Annotated in this window: 1 protein-coding gene; it reads right to left on the reverse strand. The window is 58.9% G+C overall.

Going from position 1 to position 1,181, the window contains the following annotated elements; genetic code table 11:
• Positions 1 to 19: 19 nt before the first annotated feature.
• Entirely contained in the window at positions 20 to 994 is a 975-nt protein-coding gene (locus ACK6AU_RS31965; RefSeq protein ID WP_409303762.1) for an IS110 family transposase, read from the reverse strand.
• Between the last annotated feature and the right edge of the window lie 187 nt (positions 995 to 1,181).

Here is a 1,181-nt window from a genome sequence, read left to right on the forward strand (position 1 = left end):
GTAGATACCGTCTTGCCCGTTACCGGGCAAGCGCCAATTTCGGGTCATAAGGACGGCCCGATTTGAGCACGCCAAACACGATATGCAGCATCTTGCGCATCACCGCACAGACGATCTGCTTGCCCGCTTTACCCTTGGCGCGCAGCCGCTCTTTCATCGCCATGAGGGGCTCACTCATGTTCATGGCGGTGATGCTGGGCAGGTACAACGCTCGGCGGATACGCCCCGAACCGGCCTTGCTGATCAGCGTGCGGCCCTTGAATTTGCCGGATTCGGCCAGCTGCGGATTCAACCCCGCAAACGAGACCACGGCCCGGGCGCTACGAAACTCCTTGAGATCGCCCAGTTCGGCCAGGATCACTGACGCGGTCTTCTCGCCGATACCGTCGATGCTCAACAGCAGATCCCGTTTGCCCCGCAAGTCGGGATCATCGTCGACATGCTGCTTGATCATCTGGCGGGTCTGGACGATGTCTTTTTCGATGTGGCTGATGTGCGACTGGATCGATTCCTGAACCACCGTATCCGCCACTTCCTGGCGATTACGTTCCATCTGCAGCATCTCCTGCAGGTCGCCCAGGCGTCGCAGCAGGACCCGTAGCCGGCGGATTGCCACAGGCTCCGGCGCCCAGGGCGTCAAGGGTGACTCGTGCTTGGCCTGGGCAAAGGCGGCCAGCAACTTGGCGTCTACCTTGTCGGTCTTGTAGTTGATTCCTTCACTTTTCTTGAAGTAATGGACCCGGGCCGGGTTGACCACGATGACTTCGTAACCCTGGTGGTAGAGGTGCTCTGCCAGGGCTTCGTGATAAACGCTGGTGGCTTCCATGACGACCCTGGCGTTGGGTTGCGCATGCAACTTGAGCCACTGGTCGAGCTGGGCGAAGCCCTCGGCATTGTTGGGAATCTTGCCGCGTGTACGGTACTTGCCGTTGGGCAGAGGTGTGGCGACATCAAATGTGTTCTTGGCGATATCGACCCCGATGACGTTAGACATATTCTCTTCCTCGTATGCGCGGGTTGAGGATCATCCATCACTCGGTCTCAGCCTTGTTGATGCGAGCTACCGTGCGATGCAGGGCTCAGGATACCGTTCGGACTTAGCGAGTGAGGCTGAAGAGGAGGAGCTCAATCTACAGTGCAGGCTCAAGGCCTTAGCCGCTGCCCGGCTTCATCCCTCTTCC

Origin of the sequence: Pseudomonas sp. KCJK8993 (assembly GCF_046230915.1) — a bacterium.
Taxonomy (GTDB): domain Bacteria; phylum Pseudomonadota; class Gammaproteobacteria; order Pseudomonadales; family Pseudomonadaceae; genus Aquipseudomonas; species Aquipseudomonas piscis.

What these genes read in the sequence shown, in the direction of transcription:
- ACK6AU_RS31965 (WP_409303762.1), bottom strand. Translation starts at nt 994, where the DNA reads ATGTCTAACGTCATCGGGGTCGATATCGCCAAGAACACATTTGATGTC.